The sequence below is a fragment of the Pseudomonas sp. Y24-6 genome (assembly GCF_020295325.1).
GTDB classification, from domain to species: domain Bacteria; phylum Pseudomonadota; class Gammaproteobacteria; order Pseudomonadales; family Pseudomonadaceae; genus Aquipseudomonas; species Aquipseudomonas gregormendelii.
Genome location: NZ_JACBXG010000001.1, coordinates 473,918 through 494,997, shown reverse-complemented (window position 1 = coordinate 494,997; position 21,080 = coordinate 473,918). Strand labels below are relative to the sequence as shown.

The following is a 21,080-nucleotide window of genomic DNA, read 5'->3' as shown; positions in this document are numbered from 1 at the left end:
GTAGATGTCATACGGGCTATAGGCGCCATTGGCCACGCTGCTGTAGTAGGTACGGTCGAACAGGTTGCCTCCTCAAATCAAAGCCACTTTTGCTTCCCTGGAAATCGAGCCGTGAAGTTCGTCCCTGTCTCAGGCGTCGAAGTCACTTTCAAGTTTCCGCTGTGCGCGGTGGCGATCTGCGATGCGATGTACAAACCCAATCCGAGGCCCTCGCCACGTTGACCTGATTCCGATCGTGTGAAGGGTTCGAACAATAGCGGCAACAGGTTGGCAGGGATGGGGTCGCCCTGATTGGTCACGGAGATGACGATGTCATCAGCGTCGGCATAGGCTTGTACGCTGATGACGGCGGTCGTAGAGCCATGGGTGACTGCGTTGCCCAACAGGTTTGAAAGCAACTGGCTGATGCGCAGCGGATCGCAATACACCCCCGCAGGTAGGGCTATCGAACTGCTCAAGCGTGCGGCCGGGTTGGATGATTGAATTTCATCAACGGTCAGGCGCAGCGTGCGTTCCAGGTCATCTACCACCTGTCGTTTGCACGGTATCCCGCCGCCCATTCGGCCCCGGGCAAAATCCAGCACGTTTTCGATCAGGGTTCCCATTCGTATGGAGCTTTGGCGGATGGCTGCAACCAGACCCAGCGAACGTTTGTCGGCCGATTGGGTTTGCAGCAGTTCAGCACTCATGCGAATGGCGCTCAGTGGCGTACGCAAATCGTGTCCGAGCACGGCAATGAACTGCTCTCGCAGCCGGGCACTTTCATTGGCATCCACCAGCGAGGCTTGCGCAGCATGCAGGTCGCGCTGGGTATCGAGGTTCATGGCGATCAATTGAGCGAACAGCGTAAGCGTTTTCTCGATAGCAGGATCGTCCAGCTTTGCAGTAACGGAGTCGATGGCACACAAGGTGCCAAAAAAGTCGCCATTGGCTTTGATGATGGGGATGGAAATGTAGCTTTCCAGGCCGTAGATCCTGGGAGTGTGATGTCGCGAAAAAACCGGGTCTTGGCTCGCGTGGCCGAAAATGACCGGCTTTCTGTGCTGGCGGATTTCGTGGCAGATAGTCGATTCCAGCACCAGCTCTCCACCGGGCTGGAGCCCGAAGTTGATGGAGTCATCCACCGCGCAGGCAATCCACTTCTGCTCGGTCACTCTCGCCACCGCAGCAAATCGCATCCCGGTGATGTGTTTGACCATACTCAAGATGACCGGAACGGCGTCTATGCTGCGTATGGCCTCTACATCCGAGGAAAACTCTGGGCTGGTCATGATTTGGCGATTCGTATGGGGATGAGCAAAGACTATCTCCAAATGTGCCGCCGGGCCAATCCGAGGCCATCTGCCGCGGAGCGAGTATCGGGCCAGTGAGCGCTAACGTCAGTTGACCCGATCGGTCCTCGCATTGTGCAAGCCTCAGAAAGCAGGATTACCTGCAGCAAACGCCGCTCCCTCGATGTGATAGACCTGCGGTTCTGCCGAGAAATATTCCTGCAGGCCCGTCATGAACAACCGATGGTCTTCACTCGCTTCAAAGCCCGGGACGTGGTCCTCGAGTGATTGCCAGCGGACGATCAGGTTGAATTGCTGCGGGGTTTCGATCCCTTGGGCCAGCATGTGCCCGCCGTAACCTTTTGCGCGGCAGAGCAAAGAAGCCACCTGTGCAAATGCATGCCGGAAGCTTTCAATCTGGTCTTTGTGAACGGGCAGCAGAGCGATTTCATAAATCATGGGATTCCCCTGGAGTGAGTTCAGCGCTGGTGAGAAGCGACGGCACGACGGCAATCGCGATTTTTCCTTGAATACCGTTGTTAGGGCTTTCCAGTCGCGCATGGGCGAGCGCGAGGTCGGCGAGTGAATAGACGGCGCCAACGTGCGGGCGCAACTGACCGCGCTCAATCAATGCGCTCAACTCATCCAGCTTGCCGCGGTTTTGCCGGGTGAAGACAAAGTGATAACTCGCGTTCTTGCCCCAGGCCTGAACCAGGTTCTGTGGCTGGGCAATGTCCACGATGGAGACAACCCGGCCGAGTTGGGCGAGGGCGTCCGGGCTGCGGGCTAAGGTGTTGCCGCCGATGGTGTCAAATACCACGTCGACTCCGCGGCCATCCGTTTCCCGATTGATGGCGTCGACGTAATCCTCCTTTTCGTAGTCGATGATCACATCGGCACCCATGCTTCGTACGAACTCAAAGTTCGCTTCGCGCACGGTCGTGAAGACCCGCGCGCCAATGGCTTTTGCCAACTGGATCGCGACATGACCGACGCCTCCCGCGCCGCCGTGGATCAGAATGCTTTCGCCCACTTTGAGCGCCGCTCGCACGGTCAGTGCTTCCCACGCCGTTCCGCCGACCAGGCTCAGGCTGGCCGCCTCGAGATGGCTCAGGGAGGCGGGCTTCTTGCCGACAATGTTTTGGGCCGCAACGTGGTACTCGGCATAACTGCCCGAGCCGTCAAATATTTGCGGGGTGTACCAGACTTCGTCGCCGGGAGCGAAAGCCGTGACGCCCGGCCCGACTTCCTCAACAACGCCAGATACGTCGTGCCCGCTTATCGCCGGAAGTGGCACCAGGTCGGGATAATCGCCGCGACGCACCTGGTAATCCAGAGGGTTGATGGAGGTAGCGTGTACGCGTACCAGGACTTGTCCCGTGCCAGGTACTGGCTTGGTCACGTCGCAAAGTTCGAACGATTCCGGGCCACCGAAGGATTTGATGATCATCGCTTTCATTGTGAAACCTCACTTCTGGAAAAAGGGATATCGGGAATTATCGATGTGTGACCGCAGAGATAATAACTGCGTGTGTTCCTAGCTCTCACAGTGTCTTATTTCGGTTAAAAGGGATATCGAGAAATTTCGATATCATGCGGTAAAATATTACAGCTCTGTACCGATTATCTCGGCGAGTGCACGGATGGTTGCTTCGTTACGCTTGTAGTAGGTCCACTGACCAATGCGCCTGACTTCGACCAGCCCGGCTCGTTGCAGCGTTGCAAGATAGTCAGACACCGTCGACTGAGACAGACCGACGCCTTCTTGAATACTGCTGACGCAAACGCCAACCGTAAGCACATCTCCCTCATCCTGCGCAGGAAAGCTGTTCACCGGATCCTTCAATCCTTTGAGGATTTCGAGCCGGGTACGGTTTGACAGTGCTTTGAAAATTTCAAGTAAGTCCATTGCTTCAGGATATCGAAATTTACCGATATGTCAATGAGTGGACTAAGGCTCTGCAGGTGCTGCTGCGCCTAGTGGTGCAAAACAGGCGTCCAATCGCTAGCCATGGGTGGGTTGGTTTAAGCGTGCAGCCTTGAATTACTCATTTCCGCATGAGGTCTTGAGCGACGGCTGTTGGTCGATTATCTCCTGCTCCCTCACCGTGTTCATCCCAAGCAATGGCAGTCCCAACAGGGTCAACCCGACGCCCACCAGTGCACTCACGGTCAGCGGATCGCCGAACTGCAGCCACGCCCATAGCAGGGTCACCGGGGGCGTCAGGAACAGCGCACCGCTGATGCGTTGGATGCTGAAACGCTGCAGGCACAGCCAATAAAATCCATAACCGCCCAGAGTCGAGAAGACCACCAACCACACCACGCCCCCGGCAAAGCCGGCGCTGGTCGGCGGCAATATCGCTCCTTCGAGGCACGCCAGCACGGCAAACAACGGGATCACGGCGCATACCTGAATGAACAGCGCAGTGGAGGCGGGCATCAATGCGCCGGGCGAGGCTTTCTGGTACAGCGTGGCCGCCGCCAGGGAAAGGACTGCCAGCAGTGGCAGGCTGTAGACCCAGAGGTCTGTGGCGTCCCATTCCACGTTGGCGCCGCTGGCTACCAGCATGCCGGTCAGACACAACCCCAGGCCGACCCACTGCCAGCCGCGGGTGCGTTGCCCGGGCACGTTGACCGCCAGCACCACAATGGTCAGTGGTAGCAAATTGGCCAGGAGTGAGGCGGTGCCCGGCGCGACACCCAGTTGAATCGATGCGGCGATGGGGCCTATGTAGCCGCCAATCGCAAACAACCCCAGCAGGGCTTGATGGGCCACATAACGGCCGCCCAACGTCCGCAAACCCGCCCAGGCAAAGGGCAGTAACACAGCCGCCGCCAGGATAAAACGCCACACAGAGGCCAGGTAGACGCTTCCCTGATCCGCGACATAGCGGTAACCGATGAAACCAGAGCTCCAGCTGACGACCATGGCCGACAGCAGCACGGCGCTGATCAAAATAGGTGAGCGTATGACGTTCATCGAATGGCACCTGACAGGGGGCTGAGTTCGATGGTATGAATGATTGACTGATGCAATCAAACGATACGATTAGCACCACTGATGCAGGATTCATGAACCATGGCCGAAGCGTTTGATATCGATCTCCTGCGAACGTTTCACGCCGTCTTGCGCTTTGGGCAATTCCTGGCGGCGGCCAGCTTTTTGAACAAAAGCCCATCGGCGGTCAGCCTGCACGTTCGCCGCCTGGAAGCCGTGGCCGGGGGACGCTTGCTGGAGCGCGATAACCAGGCAGTCAGCCTGACTCCGCTGGGCCGTCGCTTTGCGCTCCAAAGCGCCGAACTGCTGCGGCTGCACGACGGGCTGCTAGCCAGCTTTATCGCGCCGGTGGCCAGTGGTCGAGTCAGGCTGGGCATTTCTGAGGAGTACGCCGGCGCGGTACTGGCTTGTACGCTGCCGCACCTGGCGGCGGATTTTCCCTGTGTCGAGCTGGAGGTTGAAACGGGTTCCAGTGGCCGTTTGAACACACGCCTGCAGCGTGGTCAACTGGACATGGCGCTGTTAGTGGCACCGGCTGATGTTGCTGTGTCGCAGGCGCGCTGCATCAAGACCTTCGGCATCACCCAACCTGTCTGGGTGGCCGCCCACGGCTACCTGCAGGACCTCGCCAAACCGGTGCCCCTTGCATTGCACGGCAAGGGTTGCCCCTATCGAAGCGTGGCTGTCGACGCGTTGAGTCAGCAGGGTCGCCGCTGGCGAACGGTGATCATCAGCGCCGGGGTGATCGCTTTGGAAGCCGCCATCGAGGCCGGATTGGCCGTTGGCATCGTTGATCGGGCCCGGGTAAGCCAAGGCATGCGCGTGCTGACGGTTGCCGACGGCTTCCCTGAGCTGCCCGTACACGAATTGCGCCTGATGCTGGCCCCAGGGGAATTAAGTGAGGCGGGGGAGGTGCTGGCTAGATTGATCAGCCTTGGTTTTGAGTGTTAGTGCCAGAGTTACGTTATCGTGCTGCATACGGTGCTGCGCCAAAAAACCCTCTGGAATGGCCCCGAGATGAGCGTCGATCGCCTTCCAGGCATTCACTCAAAGGATGAACACTATGGACCGCACCAACCATATCTGTCTGATGGCGATCTACAACGATTGGATGAACGCGAAGGTTTATGAGGCGGCCAGAAGTCTGACAGATGAACAGCTGTCAGTGGATAGGCAAGCATTCTTCGGTTCTATTCTCGGGACGTTGAACCACCTGGTAGCGGGGGACACGGTGTGGCTGCAGAGATTTGCCAAGCACCCAGCGAACTACTTGGCTCTGAAGCCGATTCAACAGCTCCCGGTCCCCCAAAGCCTCGACCAGTTACTGTTCTCGGATATCCGCGAACTGTCGGCACATCGCGTTTGGCTCGATCAGGTAATTGTCGCGTGGTCTCGCTCCATCAAAGAGTCGGATCTAGATTATCCCCTCAGTTACACAAGCATGAAGGGAGCCCCCGCTGACAGGAACTTTTATGGCTTGGTCATGCATTTCTTCAACCACCAGACTCATCACCGAGGGCAAGTAACGACTTTGCTCTCACAAAGTGGCGTCGACGTAGGCGATACTGATCTGGTCGCCCTTGTTCCTTCCGAGTCCCGCACATAAGCTGAAAAACCAGCTGGCTGATCTCTATGCCTGCTTCTTCGCTTGACTCGCTCAGAGCGCTATCTACAGTGAACGAAGGGACGTTTTTGGCCGTTTTCCGCGCCTCGCGACAGGCCTATGGGCCTGAAGCTAACCTTAGACTTTTCTACAACCGTTGACCGTTTCGCTGCTGTTTCACCTTATACATCTCGCGGTCTGCCAGCTTTGTGGCCTCATCCACAGTGATGTTGCCCGGTATCACGGTCACTACGCCAACACTCGCGCCGGTGTATTCAATTCCACCAAGACCATGGCCCAGTTCATATCGCCCGATTGTGGCTTTGGCCAGGCGAGCCTGAAGCAGTTCGGCGGCATGTCGCATGTCTTTTTCCTGGTCCGAGTGGCCGGAAGGTGTGCCCAGGGCGATCACGATGAACTCATCGCCGCCAGTACGCCCGATGATGTCGCTGCTCCTGAGGCCATGCTGCAGTTGGGCGGCGATGCCGCACAGTAGTCGGTCTCCCGCCAAGTGGCCGCGGGTGTCGTTGATGAGCTTGAAGCCATCCAGATCGATGACACTGATGAGGATGTACTTGTTCTCCCGCTGGGCGAGGGCGAACAGGCGCGCGGCGTCGTTCAGAGCGGCACGCCGGTTGGCCAGACCAGTGAGTGGGTCTGTCAGGGCCAGCTTGGTCAGCTCGGTGTTGGCGGCCTGGAGTTGCTCAACCAGCAGCCCACGTTCAAGGGCATATCCCAGTAACGCTGCCAGCAGCATCAGCAAGGGTTCCACTTCAGGGGAGCGAGCCACCTGATCGGAGCTGGCGGCGCATACGGTCCCCAACACCTGCCCATTCTGGGATCGGATGGGCGCGCTTACGTAAGTCCTGATACCCAAGGCTGCGGCGGCCTCCGAGTCACCCCAAATTTCGGCGACGTTATCCGAGTACATGCGATTTTCGTCCAGCGCGCGCTTGCACAAGGTGTCCGCCCAAGGCACGACCAACCCTTCGGGAATGACCATGTCACCGACGTTGCGTGCAAATTCGACACGCTGGACACCCTTGTCGGTGTCAATGGTCGTCAGGTAGGTCGACTCCATGCCGGTGACCTGGTTGAGCAGGGTCAGCAGGGGGCGCGTCAGCTGCTCCAGGGTCCGGGCTGTTGGAAGGGTATCGGAGAGAAAAGAGAGGATCTGATCCATTAGGGGTTGCCGATAACTAAGGGGTGGTTCAATTATCGACTGATCGGCGGATTACTGAACAGTGCAGAGTGTTACCAAAATAGAGTGACCGCTTCTTGCCGATTTTTACCCGTGATGGCAGCAATCGACCGAGCTGCCGGTCGGCAGCGGCTGAATTCGACCCAAGCAGGCAGTTAATACACTCGAACGGAACCTACGTCCATGTGGACCTTGGGCAGGTATTTTTCGTTTCAATCCCAAAAGTCCCGAGCCCGACTTACTCGATTACGTTCTCGATGCCCAACGCCGCCAATACCCCACGAACGTCGCCCGCCTGGGTTTTCTTGTCGTAGCCTCCCTCTGGAATAGACGATAAGCCCAGGCCGCGGAGGTCCGGCACCACGACGGTGTGATCCTTGGCCAAATCGGCGGCCAACGGTGCCCACATATCGCCGGTATCGCCGAAGCCATGCAGCATCACGACGGCCGGCCCTTTGCCGCCCACTCGCACATGGATTTTGGCACCGTCTACTGCGATGTCTTGCATATGAAACGAAGAAGGGAACGGCGTCACTTCAGCAGTAGCTGGGACGCTGACGGTCACGAGCATGGAAGCGATCAGTAGGGCTCGGATCATCACGGCGTCTCCAGATGTGTGTAATGGAGAAGCTTAGACCTACATCCGAAAATACGGATTTTGCGAAGCTTTACATTGTTTAGTGAATGCGATTTTCCTCGCGAACCTACAGCTATTTTATTTCTTTGATTGGCCGATAGCTGTCACTCGGGCGCCATCATGGCGGTGAGCGTCGCCGTGATGATTATTATTTATGGTGGTGGTCAAGGAGACGAGGATTGATGAGTGGGGGAGCTAACTCGGCGATATTTGACGAATGATTTTTTTCAAACTCCGCCTGGGCTTCATAGAACGTATCCCGCGCGGACAGCCACTCATCTAGATCTTCTATGGTGGGCGAGGATTTGGCTTGCAGCAGATCCCATTGACCCCTTTAGAATCGCGGTGTAATTCTGCGCGGAATTACGCCAGCACTGCCTATCGTGAAGGGCTGCAATCGACACAAAGCAGCCGGTCATTTTGGAAGCGACGGTGAGCATGAGCGGGATTTCAAACCAGGCTGAAAATGCTCGCTTCTCCAGTCTGTACATCGTACGCAACTAATGCCTCTTGAAAGGCGTCAGCGCTGCAAACGAGTTCACCGTGACTGTTCCAGATGGCAGAACAACCTGCTGCTACAAAGTCGTCGGCAGTGCCTATACAGTTCGCCATCATCACCGTCATGGAATGCTTTTTAGCAATCATCGGATAATGACTGTTTGCCGATGCAATACCTCTCTCAGACTTGGCCACGCTTGCCAGATACACCTGAGCGCCTGACTCTGCGGCTTGTGCGGCGTGGCTTGGTTGCAGTGACTCGTAGCAAATGGCGGGTGCAAGGACAAAATTTGCCTGACTCAGCACAAGCTTCTCGGTGCCCGGAGTGAAAAAAGGTAATTCGTCGAAATGTAGATGCTGTTTTGAATAGCTCGTGCGCTCCAGGCCGGGCTGGAAGGTGATCATGCTGATCTCGGTGCCTTTAGTTCCCTTCGTTGGCGCGCCAACAGCGATGGTCATCCCATATAGGTCGCTTAATCTCTGGAACTCATCAAAACGGCCGTCGCTCGGATGCACCGCCAAGACCTCAGCCAGCCTCGGTTCGTAACCGGTGAGGGAAAGCTCGGGAAAAAGCACGAGATCGGCGCCTTGGCTTGCAGCCAGGTGGATGACATCAATGTGTCTGGTGATGTTTTTCTGATATTCCCCGGGTACAGGGAGGATCTGCGCAGCGATTAGCTTCATTTCCCGTCTCGCTTCCATGTGTAGGGTTAACTTCGAGAGTGACTGAACGGTTGCTCAGCCTCTGCTTAAAAGTCAATGCATGCTGCACGAACGTTGGCAGTTTGAAAAGTGCGTACGCGGGAGTTTGCACGAACGACAATGGCCGCTCTTGGCCGATAACTGCCTACGAACGAGGCATGTAGTCGACTCATGGCTTACGGTTAAAACAGACGGAAATCGGCCAATAGACGAGGCCGGCGACAGGTAAAAGACTGGCCTGTATTCCCGGGCTTAAGCAGTAAATGGCTCAAGCGTATGTTTCGGCGCTGTTCGCCCATCAGCGTTTTAATGATATTGCTGTACCGGTTTTGTGACGCTCAGTCTGTACATCTGCGCTTGACGATTTTCCGTTTGCCGACTGTCATCCGGTTTTCAGTCGAGCGTTACGGTTCTTGGTTGCCATGCTCATAGCGCATTAGCAGGCTCCTCCAGCCTGCGCACATCGCCCAAAGAATCTCGCTGCATCGACTGCAGGTTTTTCTCGATGGTTTCGCAGAGGTCTTCCATCTGGATCTGGTGTTCGCTGTGGCGGAACGGGCTTTGCAAGTCGGTGCCGATGCGTTCGATGGCCAATAGCATAAAGCCCACGACGGTCGACGCCAGTGGCGTGAACCAGCCGAGGGATTCCACCAGGCCCACCGGCACGATCAGGCAGAACAGCGAGATAAACAGCCGCGGAAAATACACGTAAGGGTAGGGCAGCGGGGTATTGGCGATCCGCTCCATGCCTCCCTGGCTGTTGGACAGGTCCACCAGGGTTGACTCCAGCCGGGCCAGGCGAATGCTGTCCAGCCGCCCGGCCTTGTACTCCCGGGCCAGCAACGCTGCTGAGCCGGTGAGGATGTCGTTGGCAAAGTTATTGGTGGTGGCACTGCGAGCAAATTCCTCAGCGGGAATAAACGCGCGGACTTCCTCCGGACAAGCATGGCCTTGCAGATGCGCCGCCAGGCAATTCACATACGCCACGTGGCGGCGCAGCAGGGTCGACTTGACCGGATTGACCTCTGGGCCAGGGTCATCCAGCAGCGTCAGCACTTGACGGGCGAAGCTGCGAGAGTTGTTTATCATCGAACCCCACAACGTCCGCGCTTCCCACCAACGGTTATAGGCACTGCTGTTGCGAAAGCTGATCAGCACCACCAATGCCGAACCGAGCAATGTCAGGGGCATCAGCGGCAGGTTGATCTTGGCGTTGAGAAACAGCATGAAGTCCACGGTGACCGCAATGTCCCAGAGCAACAGCCAGAACAACGCCCAGCCCACATAACCCATGGTCTTGATAATCAGTCGGTATTTTTTGATGACGGCAGCTTTCAAACGGAAACCTCGTGGTGAGCGGTAAGCATTAACGCCTTACCTCGGACGCTGTTTTCGGGGGAAAGGTTCGGTTTGCGCCGCCGATTCATGATGAGTTCTACCAAGGCTGGCGGCGTTGCTTCTTCCTCAAATCGAACGCTGATTGACACGCGCCATCAGTTGCTCGGCACTTTCCTTGCGCTCCGAGTAGCGATCGACCAGAAAATCCTGGCGGTCGCGCAGCAGGAGGGTGAACTTCACCAGCTCCTCCATGACATCGACAACCCGATCATAGAACGGCGATGGTTTCATTCGCCCGGCGTCGTCGAATTCCATGTAGGCCTTCGGCACTGACGATTGATTGGGGATGGTGAACATGCGCATCCAGCGTCCCAGCACACGCAGCTGATTGACCACGTTGAACGACTGGGAGCCGCCACACACCTGCATCACTGCCAGGGTCTTGCCCTGGGTCGGACGAACTGCGCCGAGCTCCAGCGGGATCCAGTCGATTTGTGCCTTGAACACCGCCGACATCGCGCCATGGCGTTCCGGTGAACACCAGACCTGACCTTCCGACCACACCACCAGATCGCGCAGTTCCTGCACCTTTGGGTGTTCGACCGGAACATCGTCAGGCAACGGCAAGCCGGACGGGTTAAAGATGCGCACCTCAGCGCCGAAGTGCTCGAGCAGGCGGGCGGCTTCTTCTACCAGCAGTCGGCTGAAGGAGCGTTCGCGGTTCGATCCGTACAGCAGCAGGATGCGTGGTTTGGGGGCGCCCGGGGTCGATGTTTGCGAACCTTCGAACAGGGTGGCATCGAGGTTGGGCAGGTGTTCTGACATGGATTGTTCTCCTCAGAGAGTGCCGATGCGATCGAGCTCGTGTTTGAGTTCATCGCGGCTGAGACGGTTGAAGGGCAGTTCGAGGAAGGCCTTGCAGCGTTGTTCAATGCGCGCGAGCGTGGCACGGAAAGCGGCGTCGATCAGCGCTTCGTCACCGCTGACGTCGGATGGATCTTCCAGCCCCCAGTGGGTTTTCAGTGCCGGGCCGAAGTACACCGGACAGGTTTCGCCTGCGGCTTTGTCGCAGACCGTAATGACGATATCCGGCGGGTGTCCTTCGAAGGCGTCGTTGCCTTTGCTGTACAGACCATCGATGGAGATACCGGCCTGCTGCAAGGTAGACAGGCTGCGCGGCAACACCTGGCCCTTGGGAAAGCTGCCAGAACTCACCGCTTCGAACCCGGCGGGCGCCAGATGATTGAACATGGCTTCAGACAGAATGCTGCGGCAGCTGTTGGCCGTGCACATGAACAGGACTTGCATGGGGTACTCCAGCCGCTATGGGCGGACATCAAAGGGCGGATCGAAGGGGTTTCAGCAGCAGGCGCTTTCGCGCACAGGCCGTACATTCATGTTCTGCAGGCGTGAGGAGTTGTCCATGAGCCAATCGGCATTAGCCTTTGCCGTCACTCGCAGGATTTCGTGAACCCACTCCGGCAGCTGCGGGTTAAGACGGTAATACACCCACTGGCCCTGACGCCGATCCAGCAGCAGGCCGTTGCTGCGCAATTGTGCGAGATGGCGGCTGATTTTCGGTTGGCTATCGTCGAGCGCGCACATCAGTTCGCAGACGCATAACTCGCCCTGCTCGGCGATCAGCAGGGTGGCGCGCACGCGGGTCTCGTCGGCCAGGCTCTTGAAGATTTCAAGGGGGGTGATCATCGCAAGCGCTCTTTACATATGGATAATCGAATATACGGATAACCATATGTATTAAGCAAGTCAGAAACTCATGCGGCTTAGCCGAGGAGGCGTGGCGGCAATGCCATCTGCTTTTGTGTGCGTAATGGTTGTAGGGCCAATGGTTGCCAGGCTTGTGGCCTGGACTGTGCACGCGCGGTAGGCATGGGATGGAGTGTCTGCACTTTTCAGCTTTCAGCAGCAGTGCTTGGCTCCTGACCCGCCTCAGCTTCCATTTTCAAGCGGTCAGCCTTGCTGATGTATTTCGCCTTGGCCGGTGCCAATTTGGCGCTGGCCTTTTTCGCGTGAGCCTTCAATAACTGCTTTATTTTTTTCTGCCGGTTCATTTTTCTCTGCCCAACTTGTAAGTTCATCAATGATATCAGCTTACAAATTGAGGCAGATCCACATATGGACAAAACCTCCAGCGAGCTTCCACGGTTGCTCATCCGCCTGCCCATTCCCGCCGATGCTCGCGCGATCGCCACGTTGCACATCCGCAGCTGGCAGGCGACCTATCGGGGGCTGCTGTCGGATGGATACCTGAGTGCGCTGGACGCCAGCATAGATCGGCGCGTGGCCTTTCTGGCCAAAGCCATCGAGGATGGTAGCCAGGCAATTCGAGTGGCAGAACTGGAGGGCAACCTGGTCGGCTGGAGTTCATTCGGGTCCAGCCGTGACGAGGATGCCGCCGCAGGCGATGGCGAGCTGAAGGCCATCTACCTTGACCCACAGGCTTGGGGCCAGGGCATCGGCTCGGCGCTGTGGGCTGTGTCGCGCGAGGTGCTGGTGGGTGAGGGTTTGCAGCGAGTCAGCGCCTGGGTGCTGGACGGCAATGAGCGCGCCAGTCGCTTCTACCGCAAACTCGGTTTCACGGCAGAGGCGGCCAGCCAGCGCACCTTCGAGGAAAATGGCGAGCCACTACCGCTGACTCGCTATCACCTTCAGCTCAACGCTGGGTTGTGATCAATGGCTGCGCCAGGAACTCATCGATCAGCCCTACGACCTGCTGCTGGATTGCCTCTCGAGAGCGTCTGCCTTCGCCATCCTGGCAGATGATCCCGTCGCCTGGTACGTCCTCTTCAAGCATCGCCACCGCACCCGGTTTGCACAATGACAGGAAGCTGAAGTGACTGGCATCGCTGATCTCGATGTAACGACTGGATGCCGGGGGCAGGCGTCTGGCCAGGTTGGCAGATTCCAGCTCAGCGGGAAGGTCGGCAGATGGAGCGCCGGCAGCGATCACCAGGGTCGGCACCGGCAGCGCTGCCAGGCTGGCGTCGGTCATTCCCCGTGACTGGCCCAGGTCCAGGCTGACGACAGAGGTGACACGTTTATCGCGCAAATCCGCAGCCAGTCGGGTTCTCGCGTCCGGGGTGCTGGCGGGATTGATCTGTTGGTAAACGGAGCAACTGGCCAGCGTCGTGTGGACTTTGCAATCCAGGTCGAAGCGCTCGGGATCGAAACGTGCCCCGCCGATTTCCAACGCGGTCCAGCCGCCGAGTGAATGGCCCACTACGGCAACCCGTCCTGTCGCGACCTCGCCAAATCGTTTCGGCTGAGCCTGCACTGCATCGATGGCCCGGCTCAAATCGGCAGGGCGTTGCCATAACTGTGCTGCAGCCTGGGGGCTACGGTCATGAGTGGTGGTGCCGGGGTGGTTAACAGCGGCGACGATATAGCCCTTATGGGCCAAGGCAGTGGCGAGCCACGCCTGATTGCTCCAGTTACCGCGATAACCATGAGAGATCACCACCAGAGGATGCGCGCCGGCTGCCACGGGCGCATTGCGCACTGCAAGTACTCCGACGAATGCCGGGTTGTCAGCGATCAACTCGGGGGTTGCGGTAGATGCTGTGGGGTACCAGACGGCCAGCTCCAGTGGGCGGTGGTCTTGGGTGTCAGGTAGTGTGGAGCTCTGGAAGCCGACATGGGTGGTGTCAGCGACTGCACGGGTGGCCAGGCAGATGAGCAGAAGGGTGCCTATAGCGCTTTTCATTGTTTTTATCTTCCTTGAATGGATTCAGCCTGCGCATCAAAGCGTAAATCGTGCCGTCGTCAAGGCGGCTGGCTTAATGGCGGGTTTATGCGATCGATTGGCGGTTAGGCGCCAACACCGCTTCCTCCCCGGCAGTAGGCAAGGTTTCCGGCATGCCCACAACGAGCAAAACCAGCGCCACCGTTGCCACGCCAGCCAGCGTCAGGAACGCCGCGCTGTAGCCGGCCTCTTGCACGACAATGCCCGCCAGCCCGTTACTGAACGCCGCCCCCAGGCCGAAAACGGTCGTGAGCGCGCCGAGGCTGATGTTGAAGTGCCCGGTGCCTTTGGTGAGGTCTTTGACTACCACGGGAAACAGCGCGCCGAAGATCCCCGCACCGACGCCGTCGAGCAACTGCACGGCGACCAGCCAATAGGGGTCGTTGGACACGGTGTAGAGTGCGCCGCGCAACGGCAGAATCAGGAAACCGGCAAGCAGCAGCGGCTTGCGTCCCCAGACATCCGCCTTGGCACCCACCAGCCAGGCAACCGGCACCATGACCAACTGCGCCGCGACAATGCACGCCGACGTCAGTGGTGTCGCCATCTGTAGATTGACCTGGGCCAGCTTCTGACTTACCAGTGGCAGCATCGCGGCGTTGGCCAGATGGAACAGCGCACAACAGATGGCGAACACCAACAGTGGCTTGTTGGTGAGCAGCACTGACCATCCTGATGGTTGTTTTCCGTGCCCTGCATCGGCGGGATCGAAGCCTCGCGCGAGCTCGTGGTCGATCGCCCCGGCTGAAATAAACGTGACGGCCACCACACTGCCCAGCGCCATGACTGCCATCAGGTAGAACACGGCCACCGGGCCAAACAGGTACGCAAAACCGCCTGCAAGCAGCGCCGCGCAAGCGTTCCCCGCATGATTGAACGTCTCGTTACGCCCGGTCCGCTGGGTGAATGCCCGGGGACCGGTGATGCCCAGCGAAATGGCGCAGATCGCAGGGGCGAATACCGAAGCGGCGACGGCACTGATCGCTTGAGTCAGGGCCACCAGGCTGAACGAGGTCACAAATGGCAGCAGCAGGCAGCTGCCCGTCACCACCAGGGCCGCAATTGCAATAATCGCCCGCTTGCTACGTGCCCGGTCGATCAACGCTCCGGCAGGCGTCTGGGCCGCGAGCGCGGCGACACCCGCCAGCGTCATCACCAGGCCAATACTGGCCGGCTCCCACTGATGAACGGCCAACAGGTAGATGGCCAGATAAGGGCCGAGACCGTCGCGCACATCAGCGAGGAAGAAATTCACGCTGTCCAGCGAGATATTGTTACGGCGATCTTGATGGCTGACCAAGGCGATATCTTCAGTAATCGAGGTCTGGGGAAAGGACTCAACCTCCGCATCGCTAGTGACTGCCGGTGATGACGGTAAGTTTCATCAGCGCAGCTCGGGTGTGTGAGTAAGGAAAAACCCTGGATGCGGACAGCTCCACCTTCGAGATATCTGCCCCATTTGATCTAAGATTAAAGGAACCCTGCGGGAGGAAAAACGCCATGCCACTCGCGTTCGCACATGCACCCATCCTGGCCCTCGGTGTCCTGTTCTGCACGGCAGCATCCGCTGAAGGCGAAGCAGACCCCCATCACCCACCGCCAATACTTCCACTGGAATCCGAGGCGGTTCCGGCCCTGATCGCCTATCCGCCGCTTGCCGAGCCGCTCGCCCGCGGGGTTGTGATCATCCAGTATCGAGCAGAACACGCCAGGATCATGCCGGTATTCGGCAAAGCAGCGGTTGAGGTATCACCTCGTATGGCTCACCTTCACGTGACCGTCGACGACTGGCAGGGCACGTGGGCGCACACCAGCGAAGACCCGATCATCCTGGTTGGCCTGACCCCGGGTGCCCACAAGGTGCTGCTTGAGGTGGCAGACCCGACCCACAAGATCCTCACCCGTACGACCGTGAACTTTGTTGTTCCGGAAACGAAGCCGATGGACGATGCTCACTAAAAAGCATCCGCGCATTGGCTGACCATGGTCTGAAGGTGCTACTGCAACGACTCACGCTGGCGCACTGACAGGCGCCGACGCCAATCCCCGCCATGCTGGACTTGGCATTCCTCTTCAGAGTCGAACCGCACGCAGCGGTCCAACTGCACTGGATCGACACCCGCTTCGTGCAGCGCAATGGCCGTGAGTGCCCGCATGCGTGTGTCCTGCCCACAGGACAGGGCTTGCTCCTTGCTCGCGCGGGTCTCAAACACCCAGATCACCCTGAGGCTTTGTGGAAAAGCATCGTAGTCGACGGTGTGGGTCAGCCAGTCAAACCCGGTGATTTCAGCTTTCGCCGTTTCGCAGGCTTCGGTCAGCGTAGCGACCAGGCGGCGTTCGATACGGGCGCTGTCGCGCTTATTGGCAGGCATGTTGACTCCTAAAAGATAGTTGAAGCAAAGCGTGTGCGATCCGCGGCATTCAGCGCGGCAACCGGTGGATCCGCTCGTTGATCCACTCCCGACTGTACGTCAGCACCCTGTCGGCCAGCGCCGTCGGAAAATGGATGAACCCGTGTGCGCACTCCGGCAGATGGTGCACCTCAACAGATCGATTCGGTCAATGCGCTGGTGCGCTCGCACTACCTTCCCCTGTTTTCGCGCCTGGGCTGTTATTCACCCGGCTTGCTTGATCAGGCGGCCTGGAGTCAGGGGCGGCAGCGCACGCTGTTTGAATATTGGGGGCATGAAGCGTCCCTGCTGCCCTTGTCGATGTTCCCCTTGATGCGCTGGCGGATGGCGCGGGCAAGGCGGGGCGAAGATATTTATCAGCAACTGGCGCGTTTCGGTCGCGAGCACCAGGACATCATCCGCCGCGTCCTTGGCTCGGTTCAGGAACTCGGGGCGTTGGGCGCAGGCAGCCTGTCGACTCGCCAGGAAAGAGCCGGGCCATGGTGGGACTGGAGCGCGGAAAAACACGCGCTGGAATGGTTGTTTGCCGCCGGTGAAGTGACTGTCGCCGGACGACGTGGATTCGAGCGGTTGTATGACTTGCCGGAGCGGGTGCTTCCCGCGGTCATCCTCCAGCAGCCGATGCTCTCGGAAGATGAGGCCCAGCGTGGCCTGTTGCTGCATGCGGCCAATGCCTTGGGCATCGCGACGGAAAAGGACCTGCGTGACTACTTTCGCCTGAATCCGGGCGATGCGCGTTCGCGCCTGGCGGAACTGCTGGAGGCGGGCGCATTACTGTCCTGTGAGGTCCAGGGTTGGCGGCAACCGGCCTTTTGCCTGCCCGAGCCGAAAGTGCCACGCAAGGTCGAGGCCAGCGCCTTGCTGTCGCCCTTCGATTCACTGATCTGGGAACGCGGCCGTACCGAGCGGTTGTTTGATTTTCGCTATCGGCTCGAGATTTATACGCCCCAGGATAAACGGGTTTATGGCTATTACGTGCTGCCGTTTTTGCACAACGAACGAATATCTGCGCGGGTAGATTTGCGCGCGGAGCGCGCGCACGGCCGCTTGGCGGTGCATGGCGTGTACGAGGAAGAGCCGGGGCTGGATGATGAGGGGATGCTGGCGTTGGCGGTCAATTTGCGGCGGATGGCCGATTGGCTGGGGCTGGCGCAGGTGCAGTTGAGTTGCCAGCGGGTGAGTGCAGCCAGATTAAGAGTGGCATCGGCTGGGATTGAGGGTGCCTGAGCTGGCCTCATCGCGAGCAGGCTCGCTCCCACAGTTGGCCGCGTTTGGCAGAACAACGCGGTCAAAATGTGGGAGCTAGCCCGCTAGCAATTGTTTCAAAGTGGTTTACCGCCGGACTTGTTTCAACGTCTCGGCAATCAAGAACGCCAATTCCAGCGACTGATCCGCATTCATCCGCGGGTCACAATGGGTGTGGTAACGGTCTGACAAACCGTCCTCGGTAATCGGTCGCGCGCCGCCGATGCATTCGGTCACGTTCTGCCCGGTCATCTCGATATGAATCCCGCCGGCGTAACTGCCTTCGGCCTGGTGAACCTGGAAGAATTGCTTCACTTCGCCCAGGATCTGCGCAAAGTCGCGGGTCTTGTAGCCGCTGCTGGCCTTGATGGTGTTGCCGTGCATCGGGTCGCAACTCCATAGCACCTGTTTGCCCTCGCGCTGCACAGCGCGGATCAGGGCGGGCAGGTGGTCACCGACCTTGTTGGCGCCCATTCGGGCGATCAGGTTCAGGCGGCCAGGGTCGTTGTCCGGGTTGAGCACATCAATCAGGCGGATCAGGTCGTCGGGGTTCATGCTCGGGCCGACCTTGACCCCGATCGGATTGTTCACGCCACGCAGAAACTCGACGTGAGCACCGTCCAGTTGGCGAGTGCGGTCGCCGATCCACAGCATGTGCGCCGAACAGTCGTAGTAATCGTTGGTCAGGCTGTCGCGACGAACAAAAGCTTCTTCGTAATTGAGCAGCAAGGCCTCGTGCGCAGTGAAGAAACTGGTCTCGCGCAGCTGTGGCGAGCTGTCCATGCCGCAGGCGCGCATGAAGGCCAGGGTTTCATCGATGCGATCGGCCAGGTGGCTGTATTTCTCAGCCAGTGCCGAGTTGGCGATGAAGTCCAGGTTCCACTTGTGCACCTGATGCAGGTCGGCAAAGCCCCCCTGGGCAAACGCGCGCAGCAGGTTGAGGGTGGCGGTGGACTGGTGGTAGGACTGCAGCAGGCGTTCCGGATCCGGCACGCGGCTTTTTTCATCGAAGCCGATGCCGTTGACGATATCGCCACGGTAGGCCGGCAAGGTGACGCCGTCGATGGTTTCGTCATTGGCCGAACGGGGTTTGGCGAACTGCCCGGCCATGCGACCGACCTTGACCACCGGGCAGCCGGCAGCAAAGGTCATGACGATGGCCATTTGCAGCAGCACCTTGAAGGTGTCGCGAATTTTTGCTGCGGAGAACTCGGCAAAACTTTCAGCGCAATCGCCGCCCTGCAACAGAAACGCCCGACCCTGTGTCACTTCGGCGAACTGGCGACGCAACTCCCGGGCTTCACCGGCAAACACCAGCGGCGGATAGCTGGCCAGGGTCTGCTCGACCTGCAGCAAATGTGCAGCGTCGGGGTAGGCGGGTTGTTGCTGGATCGGCAGGGCGCGCCAGCTGTCAGGGCTCCAGGGTTGGCTCATCACGGTCTCGGTAGTTTTACGCTCGGACCCTCATGTTATCAGCAATTAGTGCGTGACCTGTTCCCGTTGCATCGCTGACAATCGCGCCTTTGCAGCCGCATCAGCGGTTGACTGCGCCGCTGTTTCCCCAAGCTGCAGGCCCGAGACGACCAGGAGACGAAATGACCGAGGAGCGCGTCGAGCATCTGCTCGCCGAGGTACAGGATGAGTTCGGCGTGATACGCGTGCTGGAAGTGGCGGATTACCGATTTCTCGAGTTCGGTGACGCCATCGAACAGAGTTGCGTGTTCACCGCCGACCCGAGCTGGCTCGAATACGATTACACCCGCGCGATGCTGATCGGCGCGTTGTGCCACGAGCAGCCGGAAAGTGCGCTGTTCCTGGGGCTGGGCGCCGGTACGCTGACCCAGGCCTGCCTGAAATTCCTGCCGCTGGAAGACGTCGAAGCCATCGAACTGAGGCCCGATGTGCCGCGCCTGGCCATTGAATACCTGGGGCTGGATGATGATCCGCGCCTGTATATCCGGGTCGGCGACGCGCTGGAGTTGCTGGACACTGCTGAGCCTGCAGACCTGATTTTCGTCGACCTGTATACCGATGTCGGGCCTGGGGTCGGCCACCTGGCCTGGAGTTTCCTGGAGAACTGTCAAAAGCGCCTGAATCCGGGCGGATGGCTGGTGATCAATCAGTGGGCCACCGACGATGGCAAGCCGCTGGGCGCTGCGCTGTTGCGCGGGCTGTATCACCGCCATTACTGGGAGTTGCCGGTGAAAGAGGGCAATGTGATTTTGCTGGTGCCGTCAGAGCTGGATCAGGAGCTGGACATGGACGCCCTGGTGGCCCGGGCCGAAGGGCTGGCGCCGCGATTGGGGTATTCGTTGCAGTCGCTGATCAAGGCGATTCGCCCGGCGACATGAGTCGGCGTCTGTGAGGGTCTCATCGCGGGCAAGCCCGCTCCCACAGGTTTCGAGTACGACGCAAATCACTGTGGGAGCGGGCTTGCCCGCGATGAAGGCCTCACAGTCAATACCTGCCTCAAAGCCCCTTAAACACGCCGGGTCGCTTCTCGATCATCGACCGCACCCCCTCCCTGGCATCCTCACTGCCCAGCAGCTTCTTCGCCAGCGGCGCCAGCCCCAGCGCTGCCGCCGTTTCTCCTTCATAGCGCGCCTGGCGGGCCGACATCAGGGTCGCCTGCACCCCAAGCGGCGCCTGACGGGCGATCCGTTCAGCCAACTCCAGCGCCCGTGGCAGCAAATCCTCACTGGCCATGACTTCCTGGACCAGGCCCAGGTGTAACGCCTCATGGGCATCGAACTCATCCCCGGTAAGTAACCAGCGCATTGCATTGCCCCAGCCGGCAACCTGATGCAGGCGCAAAGTGGCGCCGCCGAACGGGAAAATTCCCCGTTGCACTTCTTTCTGGGCGAAGCGGGTATTGCTGGCGCACAGGTTGATATCAGCGGCCAGCATCAATTCGATGCCAATGGTCAGGCAGTATCCCTGGGCGGCGACGATCACCGGCTTGCTCACCCGAGGGCCGGCCTGGATTCCCCATGGATCGCAGCCACCGGCGGGCACCTGCCAGCCTTCGGCCAGGCTGGCACTGGCGCTGACCAGGTCGAGCCCGGCGGTAAAATGCTCGCCGTGGCCAAACACCACCGCCACCCGCGCTTCGCGGTCGGCTTCGAACTCGCCATAGGCCAGGCTCAGTTCATTCAGCAGGTCGAGGTCGAACGCATTGCGCTTGGCCGCCCGGTTCAAACCGATCAACAGCACATGACCGCGCCGTTCGCGGCTGACTCGACTGGAGCAGGGCTGATTCATGGGGCAATTCCTCGGGCGGGAAGGGGGCGGTTGCCGGGCGCAGGGCAAAGGCGGCGGCTTAGCAGGGTGAACCGTTTTAGCGCCATCTCCAGCAGGGCCGGGCCTTTGAAAAGTAGACCCTGGTTGGATTCTGCGCAAAGCCTGTGACA

The 21,080-nt window shown here is 59.1% G+C and carries 24 protein-coding genes and 2 pseudogenes; 7 read left to right on the top strand and 19 right to left on the bottom strand.

Features of this window, described 5'->3' with window-relative positions:
• Nucleotides 1-77: 77 nt before the first annotated feature.
• From HYI44_RS02350 to HYI44_RS02330, 5 genes are all read right to left on the bottom strand, one after another.
• On the bottom strand, nt 78-1,271 hold the full coding sequence (locus HYI44_RS02350; RefSeq protein WP_225568643.1) for a GAF domain-containing sensor histidine kinase: 1,194 nt from the start codon (nt 1,269-1,271) through the stop codon (nt 78-80).
• Nucleotides 1,272-1,415: 144 nt separating this feature from the next.
• Complete coding sequence (locus HYI44_RS02345) at nt 1,416-1,730, bottom strand: antibiotic biosynthesis monooxygenase family protein (protein ID WP_225568642.1); 315 nt, start codon at nt 1,728-1,730, stop codon at nt 1,416-1,418.
• The gene (locus HYI44_RS02340) at nt 1,720-2,730 is read right to left on the bottom strand and encodes a zinc-dependent alcohol dehydrogenase family protein (RefSeq protein WP_225568641.1); all 1,011 of its coding nucleotides are present in this window, start codon (nt 2,728-2,730) and stop codon (nt 1,720-1,722) included. Before HYI44_RS02340 ends, HYI44_RS02345 begins: the two co-directional genes overlap by 11 nt.
• A gap of 147 nt (nt 2,731-2,877) precedes the next feature.
• A complete protein-coding gene (locus HYI44_RS02335) occupies nt 2,878-3,180 on the bottom strand; it encodes an ArsR/SmtB family transcription factor (protein ID WP_045057854.1) in 303 nt (100 codons plus the stop codon).
• Nucleotides 3,181-3,315: 135 nt separating this feature from the next.
• Complete coding sequence (locus tag HYI44_RS02330; protein ID WP_225568640.1) at nt 3,316-4,254, bottom strand: DMT family transporter; 939 nt, start codon at nt 4,252-4,254, stop codon at nt 3,316-3,318.
• 99 nt (nt 4,255-4,353) lie between these two features.
• On the opposite strand from HYI44_RS02330, the gene HYI44_RS02325 reads away from it, so the two are divergent.
• Both HYI44_RS02325 and HYI44_RS02320 read left to right on the top strand, forming a co-directional pair.
• A complete protein-coding gene (locus HYI44_RS02325) occupies nt 4,354-5,223 on the top strand; it encodes a LysR family transcriptional regulator (RefSeq protein WP_225568639.1) in 870 nt (289 codons plus the stop codon).
• Nucleotides 5,224-5,335: 112 nt separating this feature from the next.
• Nucleotides 5,336-5,878: a DinB family protein gene (locus HYI44_RS02320; protein WP_225568638.1), complete on the top strand. Its 543-nt coding sequence runs from the start codon at nt 5,336-5,338 to the stop codon at nt 5,876-5,878.
• Nucleotides 5,879-6,023: 145 nt separating this feature from the next.
• Here HYI44_RS02320 and HYI44_RS02315 read toward each other — a convergent pair whose 3' ends face one another.
• From HYI44_RS02315 to HYI44_RS02285, 7 genes are all read right to left on the bottom strand, one after another.
• On the bottom strand, nt 6,024-7,058 hold the full coding sequence (locus tag HYI44_RS02315) for a GGDEF domain-containing protein (RefSeq protein ID WP_225568637.1): 1,035 nt from the start codon (nt 7,056-7,058) through the stop codon (nt 6,024-6,026).
• Nucleotides 7,059-7,314: 256 nt separating this feature from the next.
• A complete protein-coding gene (locus HYI44_RS02310) occupies nt 7,315-7,674 on the bottom strand; it encodes an alpha/beta fold hydrolase (protein WP_225568636.1) in 360 nt (119 codons plus the stop codon).
• A 489-nt stretch (nt 7,675-8,163) separates the two neighbouring features.
• Nucleotides 8,164-8,895 carry a carbon-nitrogen hydrolase family protein gene (locus tag HYI44_RS02305; protein WP_225568635.1) on the bottom strand — a complete coding sequence of 244 codons (732 nt, stop codon included), beginning with the start codon at nt 8,893-8,895 and terminating at the stop codon, nt 8,164-8,166.
• Nucleotides 8,896-9,339: 444 nt separating this feature from the next.
• Complete coding sequence (locus tag HYI44_RS02300; RefSeq protein WP_225568634.1) at nt 9,340-10,251, bottom strand: bestrophin family protein; 912 nt, start codon at nt 10,249-10,251, stop codon at nt 9,340-9,342.
• A gap of 126 nt (nt 10,252-10,377) precedes the next feature.
• Entirely contained in the window at nt 10,378-11,076 is a 699-nt protein-coding gene (gene arsH / locus HYI44_RS02295) for an arsenical resistance protein ArsH (protein WP_122839969.1), read from the bottom strand.
• A 12-nt stretch (nt 11,077-11,088) separates the two neighbouring features.
• Entirely contained in the window at nt 11,089-11,559 is a 471-nt protein-coding gene (locus HYI44_RS02290) for an arsenate reductase ArsC (RefSeq protein WP_225568633.1), read from the bottom strand.
• 51 nt (nt 11,560-11,610) lie between these two features.
• Nucleotides 11,611-11,958, bottom strand: a complete 348-nt coding sequence (locus HYI44_RS02285; protein ID WP_225568632.1) for a metalloregulator ArsR/SmtB family transcription factor — start codon at nt 11,956-11,958, stop codon at nt 11,611-11,613.
• A gap of 70 nt (nt 11,959-12,028) precedes the next feature.
• Between HYI44_RS02285 and HYI44_RS29490 the strand changes: the two genes are divergently transcribed.
• Entirely contained in the window at nt 12,029-12,139 is a 111-nt protein-coding gene (locus HYI44_RS29490; RefSeq protein WP_122839972.1) for a DUF2798 domain-containing protein, read from the top strand.
• Between the two features lie 25 nt (nt 12,140-12,164).
• Here the strand turns inward: HYI44_RS29490 and HYI44_RS29340 are convergent, their stop codons facing one another.
• A complete protein-coding gene (locus tag HYI44_RS29340) occupies nt 12,165-12,425 on the bottom strand; it encodes a DUF2986 domain-containing protein (RefSeq protein WP_318653921.1) in 261 nt (86 codons plus the stop codon).
• Between HYI44_RS29340 and HYI44_RS02270 the strand changes: the two genes are divergently transcribed.
• Nucleotides 12,388-12,942 carry a GNAT family N-acetyltransferase gene (locus HYI44_RS02270; protein WP_225568631.1) on the top strand — a complete coding sequence of 185 codons (555 nt, stop codon included), beginning with the start codon at nt 12,388-12,390 and terminating at the stop codon, nt 12,940-12,942. The two genes, HYI44_RS29340 and HYI44_RS02270, sit on opposite strands and share 38 nt — an antisense overlap.
• On the opposite strand, the gene HYI44_RS02265 is transcribed toward HYI44_RS02270, so the two are convergent.
• Both HYI44_RS02265 and HYI44_RS02260 read right to left on the bottom strand, forming a co-directional pair.
• Nucleotides 12,926-13,975, bottom strand: a complete 1,050-nt coding sequence (locus tag HYI44_RS02265) for an alpha/beta hydrolase family protein (RefSeq protein ID WP_225568630.1) — start codon at nt 13,973-13,975, stop codon at nt 12,926-12,928. The genes HYI44_RS02270 and HYI44_RS02265 overlap by 17 nt on opposite strands.
• Nucleotides 13,976-14,060: 85 nt before the next feature.
• Nucleotides 14,061-15,314 carry an MFS transporter gene (locus tag HYI44_RS02260; protein WP_225568629.1) on the bottom strand — a complete coding sequence of 418 codons (1,254 nt, stop codon included), beginning with the start codon at nt 15,312-15,314 and terminating at the stop codon, nt 14,061-14,063.
• Between the two features lie 200 nt (nt 15,315-15,514).
• Here HYI44_RS02260 and HYI44_RS02255 point away from each other — a divergent pair, with 200 nt between their 5' ends.
• The gene (locus HYI44_RS02255; protein ID WP_225568628.1) at nt 15,515-15,973 is read left to right on the top strand and encodes a DUF6130 family protein; all 459 of its coding nucleotides are present in this window, start codon (nt 15,515-15,517) and stop codon (nt 15,971-15,973) included.
• 38 nt (nt 15,974-16,011) lie between these two features.
• Here the strand turns inward: HYI44_RS02255 and HYI44_RS02250 are convergent, their stop codons facing one another.
• Entirely contained in the window at nt 16,012-16,386 is a 375-nt protein-coding gene (locus tag HYI44_RS02250; protein WP_225568627.1) for a hypothetical protein, read from the bottom strand.
• A gap of 49 nt (nt 16,387-16,435) precedes the next feature.
• Nucleotides 16,436-16,561 (bottom strand): annotated as a pseudogene (locus tag HYI44_RS02245) (alpha/beta hydrolase); the annotation flags it as partial.
• Here HYI44_RS02245 and HYI44_RS02240 point away from each other — a divergent pair.
• Nucleotides 16,561-17,652 (top strand): annotated as a pseudogene (locus HYI44_RS02240) (winged helix-turn-helix domain-containing protein); the annotation flags it as partial. The pseudogenes HYI44_RS02245 and HYI44_RS02240 sit on opposite strands and share 1 nt — an antisense overlap.
• A gap of 105 nt (nt 17,653-17,757) precedes the next feature.
• On the opposite strand, the gene HYI44_RS02235 reads toward HYI44_RS02240, so the two are convergent.
• Complete coding sequence (locus HYI44_RS02235) at nt 17,758-19,104, bottom strand: class II 3-deoxy-7-phosphoheptulonate synthase (RefSeq protein WP_122839301.1); 1,347 nt, start codon at nt 19,102-19,104, stop codon at nt 17,758-17,760.
• 161 nt (nt 19,105-19,265) lie between these two features.
• Here HYI44_RS02235 and HYI44_RS02230 point away from each other — a divergent pair, with 161 nt between their 5' ends.
• Nucleotides 19,266-20,021 carry a spermidine synthase gene (locus HYI44_RS02230; protein WP_045060215.1) on the top strand — a complete coding sequence of 252 codons (756 nt, stop codon included), beginning with the start codon at nt 19,266-19,268 and terminating at the stop codon, nt 20,019-20,021.
• A gap of 118 nt (nt 20,022-20,139) precedes the next feature.
• Here HYI44_RS02230 and HYI44_RS02225 read toward each other — a convergent pair whose 3' ends face one another.
• Nucleotides 20,140-20,931 (bottom strand): crotonase/enoyl-CoA hydratase family protein, encoded by a 792-nt coding sequence (locus tag HYI44_RS02225; protein ID WP_225568625.1) that lies wholly within the window; start codon nt 20,929-20,931, stop codon nt 20,140-20,142.
• Nucleotides 20,932-21,080: the final 149 nt, after the last annotated feature.